The sequence below is a fragment of the Methylobacterium sp. E-025 genome (assembly GCF_022829705.1).
In the GTDB taxonomy this organism is placed as follows: Bacteria; Pseudomonadota; Alphaproteobacteria; order Rhizobiales; family Beijerinckiaceae; genus Methylobacterium.
This window is the reverse complement of record NZ_JAKSYR010000012.1, coordinates 1-4,092: the sequence shown is the minus strand read 5'-3', so window position 1 is coordinate 4,092 and position 4,092 is coordinate 1. Positions and strand designations below refer to the sequence as shown.

6 protein-coding genes are annotated in these 4,092 nt (G+C 66.1%); 5 read left to right on the top strand and 1 reads right to left on the bottom strand.

Going from position 1 to position 4,092, the window contains the following annotated elements:
* Positions 1–98 precede the first annotated feature (98 nt).
* Positions 99–512, bottom strand: a complete 414-nt coding sequence (locus tag MKK64_RS00425; RefSeq protein ID WP_243931721.1) for a hypothetical protein — start codon at positions 510–512, stop codon at positions 99–101.
* 57 nt (positions 513–569) lie between these two features.
* Here MKK64_RS00425 and MKK64_RS00420 point away from each other — a divergent pair, with 57 nt between their 5' ends.
* The 5 genes from MKK64_RS00420 (at position 570) to MKK64_RS00400 (ending at position 3,918) form a co-directional block, all read left to right on the top strand.
* Positions 570–1,547 carry an exodeoxyribonuclease VII large subunit gene (locus tag MKK64_RS00420; protein ID WP_243931719.1) on the top strand — a complete coding sequence of 326 codons (978 nt, stop codon included), beginning with the start codon at positions 570–572 and terminating at the stop codon, positions 1,545–1,547.
* A gap of 22 nt (positions 1,548–1,569) precedes the next feature.
* Complete coding sequence (locus MKK64_RS00415; RefSeq protein WP_243931717.1) at positions 1,570–1,761, top strand: hypothetical protein; 192 nt, start codon at positions 1,570–1,572, stop codon at positions 1,759–1,761.
* Between the two features lie 241 nt (positions 1,762–2,002).
* Positions 2,003–2,632 carry a DNA-binding protein gene (locus tag MKK64_RS00410; RefSeq protein WP_313898872.1) on the top strand — a complete coding sequence of 210 codons (630 nt, stop codon included), beginning with the start codon at positions 2,003–2,005 and terminating at the stop codon, positions 2,630–2,632.
* Complete coding sequence (locus MKK64_RS00405; RefSeq protein WP_243931713.1) at positions 2,629–2,769, top strand: hypothetical protein; 141 nt, start codon at positions 2,629–2,631, stop codon at positions 2,767–2,769. Before MKK64_RS00410 ends, MKK64_RS00405 begins: the two co-directional genes overlap by 4 nt.
* 909 nt (positions 2,770–3,678) lie before the next feature.
* Positions 3,679–3,918 (top strand): hypothetical protein, encoded by a 240-nt coding sequence (locus MKK64_RS00400; RefSeq protein ID WP_243931711.1) that lies wholly within the window; start codon positions 3,679–3,681, stop codon positions 3,916–3,918.
* Positions 3,919–4,092: the final 174 nt, after the last annotated feature.

The window sequence follows — 4,092 nt, the reverse complement described above, 5'->3', positions numbered from 1 at the left end:
GTACGCGGTCCTCCAGACGGACGTAGCTGAACAGGCTCTCCGACCGTTCCTCACGCCCGCGCATCACCAAGCCTCCGCCCCGTCAGAGACAGAGTGAATCATCTCTCGGATAACCCCACCAGCGACTTCTGCAGCAGCCTGTTAACGCAAACCGTGGGGCGCACGCACCCCCGGCTTACCCGGGCGATGTCCGTCCTCCCCCCATCCCGCCGGACGACGCGGGGGCGGCCCGGCCCGCCGACGAGGTCCGCGAGCTGCGCGACCTTCTTGGCTGGCTGCGCCAACGCCTGCGCGGCGAGCATACGGTGCGGGCCTGCGTCCTGACCGTCGAACCCCTCGGGTCCGACGGCCACCTGCTCCTGCTCGGCGAGGCCGATCCAAGCAGTAGCCTCGAGCCGCCTCGGCTCAAGGTCCGGCTCGCCGCGGCCGACCTTGCCGCCTGCCGGGATGCGATCGGCGACGCCTTCGATCCGGCAGCCCTGGTGAACCGGAGGGTCGTGCTCCGACTGCAAACCAGCCTGCGCCAGCGCTACGGGCGCGGGGCCGAGGTGCAGGCTCGGATCACCGCCGTGCTCTCGGTCGACGCGGTTTCGATCGACGGCGAACTCGAGCGCGAGCGGACGCTGCAGCGCCTGCGGCGGGAGGGGTACCGCTTCGGCCCCGGGACTTGGGTGGAGCCGGAGGATCCTCGGCACATCGCGCTGATCGCCGCCGAGTTCGGCGATGCCCTTCGCGACGTGGAGCACGTCCTGCGCCAGTTCGAGGACAGCGGCCTGATGCGGCTCCACCGGATCTACGCAATATTCGAGGGACCTTCGGCGGAGCGCTCGTTGGACGAGGCGTTCGCGCGAGCGGGCGAGCTGCACCGGGAGCACGGCTTGTCGGCGACCCTGATCTGCCGCGGCGGTGGTCCGATTGAGGAGTTCCAGGCCCTCAACGCCTACGCGACGGTGCGCGCAGCTATCACGGTTCCGAACCTCGTCGCCGGGCTCGGCCACGCCGGTACGCAGCTCACCGCCCTGGACGCGGTCGCGGCGCGATCGGAGCCGACCCCAACGGCCGCGGCGATGCTGGTACGCCACCTCGTCGAGGCCACCGGCGTTCGGGCCGAGCGCGCGCTCAATGCATACGATACCGCCTTGGCGGAGGATCTGGAGGCGGCCGGGCGCATCGCTGTAGCGGGGGCCTTGCAGCGCTTCGCCGCGAGCCTGGGCGACCTCGCAGAGCTCGCCGATCGGCGGCTGCGACAGCTTAATCGGGGTGTCGAGCGCAGCCTGCTGGCCAACCTCGCGGCAGCGACGGGCATGGCGACCGGCGTGACCGCCGAGATCAAGCCGTACGCCGCTCCCCTCGATGCGCTCGACTTCGGCGACGGGGATGACGACGACCCGGCCTGGGAACCCGGGTGGGCACTGGTGACCGCGGCCGATACCGGCCTCGTCATCGAGCGCTATTGCGAACTCAAGTCCAATAGGCCTTTATTCCTGCATTTCCGCGACGGGACGATCTTTGTCCGGGTCGTGCCGACCTTCGTCGCCTACAACTGATTACATTAAGAGGAGATAGACCATGACCAAGACCCGCTCACTCGAGACGCCGAGCTTCCTCACCGCGGTCCGGCGCATCGAGGCGCTGACCCAGGAGATCCAGAAGGATGGCTTGGCCGCCTTCGAGAAGGCCGAAGCCGCCTATGTCGAGGTGCAGGAGCTGCGCGCCGTGCTGAACGCCCGGATCGCGGACCTTCGCCGCCGGTCGGCATAGCCCGAGGATCCAGGCCACCGCCGATGCCATCGCATCGGCGGTGGCGCCTGAGGGAACGGGTCCGCGACGCCCGTCGCGGACGCCGCCTCGGGAGAGGCATGAGTACCGATCCAAACCCCGGAAGGGCCGATTACCTCCCATGGACAAAGCGTGCAGCTATGGTCGGACGCGTCGCCTAAATACGCCATTCCGGACATGCTCTTACTGGAACGGATGACAATCTTCGAAAGCCGCCGGCCATATAAGGAATTGGCCGATACAGAAGCGGACGCTCCGTCTCCGACCCAACCCGGCCGCTCATCACGTTTCAGCGCCTGCCTGTAAGCGGACGTTATTTTACATTCCGCTGTCCGGGTGGGACCACCTGAGCACCGTCCGACTGCTTGTCGATGACTGCAACAAAGAAAGAGCTGTTCCTCTGCTTAGTGAAGACCCCCGGGAGAACCTCCGAGCTGCAGACCGAATTCGGGCCGAGGGCAAGGAGCGTGTCTTGCTTCGGCCCGTGTGGGAACGGGTCAAGCTGAATGCGGGGGTGGCTGGCAACAACCAGTGCGTCGGCAAGCACCTGGCGAAGTGGACCCGGGAGCGCGCGTACAGCCCGGTCATCGAGTTCGCGGGCCTACCGGGGGCGGTCGAGACGGGGCTGGCGAAGGCCGGCGTGGCGCTGTGGAAGGCGGCGGAGGCCGAGGCTGCGGCGATCGTAGTGAGGGAGCGCCTGCGCATGGCGGAGGCCATCGCCGCGGAGCGGGAGCTCAGGCACGAGGCGCTCGGGATGGTGGACGCGCGCGACGCCGTGATCGAGGCCAGTGGAACGAGATTGCGTGGTTCGCGGACGAGCTCGAACGGCAGAAGGAGCACATCGCGACGGTGAAGGCCCGGGCGTTCTGGCGGACCGAGGCGCAGGAGATATGGGACATCCTCCCGGAGCAGGAGGCGATGCACCTCGGCGGCATCGCGCAGCGGATTGGCCACGAGTTCAAGAAGGAAGCAGAGGATTATCCCGGGTAGTGGGGGCCGGAGTTGCTCCAGGGCGTGATCGACCAGGGGATCAAGTTCAAGAAACTGTTCGCGAGCGAGGACGGCGGCCGATACCGCAGGCGCAGACCGGAGGACGGGATCGCCGCGTGAGCGCCGTCCCGTCCAGACGACGATGGGCGGTACATCGCGGTGGGACCTCCGATCCGTTGCGGGGCGCGTTCCGCGGCGGGTGCAGGTAGCGCCACGGCCAGGGCATCCCTGTGCGTCCCGACGCGGAAGCCGCCCTTGCGGGCGCGCTTCCGTATCAACTCATCAAGGGATGCCCAATTGTGGCATACGGGCCGGTCCGACTATTCCATGGTGTGGGAGAACGGTCCGTCCGAGATCCCGACGAGAGACAGGTCCCCGAGAAGCCGGCGTCCGCTCGTCAGGATCTGGATCGTGTCCCGCCGACGACATTCCCGTCGTGCAGTCTCCTCAAGATCGCGCAACGAAGAAACCAACGCCTCGCGATTGCGGCCGGGTTGGAGCAAGGCATCCTCGACGCGGGTCGAGACAGTCCGGTCGAGATCTCGCCAAAACTCGGGCGTCTTGTTCGTATGATCTGTCATGGCTTTTTAAGAACATGTTTGGTTTCTGGCATGAAACGCAACCTAAGCATTTGAATGCTCGTGTTCATGCCCAGCTAGGCTTTCGAAAAATAAACTCTTTTGAATGGGGAATAATAAAATCATCTTATCCTATGATCGTATTCGATTGCAGTCCAATCGCTAGGCTGTCGGCTGCTGCCTTTTCGAATGCCGGTTCGCCCGATCCGTCAAGTCGAAGTGGCCCGCACCAGACGACGTCTCGCGGCCGTCGAGGTCGCGAGACGCTTCCCGGCCTCAACCGGCCCCTGTCCGACGGGGCCTTCACGACACATTCCTGGAGCGGCGCCAGATGGAAAAAGCGCAACGGACGGCGAGCGGCCGTTACCTCGATGACCTCATCGCCCTCCTGGACCAGGAGCGGGACACACGTCATCGCGCCCAACGGACCGAACTCGAACTCGCCCTGATCGCCCTGCGGGACAAGGCATCTTCCGGGGGCGCGAGCGAGCGGACAGTGGGCCTAATCCGCGCGGTGCAAGTCATGCTCGCCCTTCAGGCAATGCCCATCGGCGTGGATGCCCTGCAATAGGCCGAACGGGGCTCAGAGAGCGAACCGGGCTCGGCCGTGAAGGCCGCCATCGATGAGCCCGATGGATCATCGGCGGATTGCTTCGTCGCGCCTCGGCGACGCCGACGGCTCTCCTCGAGGAGAGTATCCTGATGACTGTAATTGCGGGGATCGCCCCACTGAGAGCACCACCGG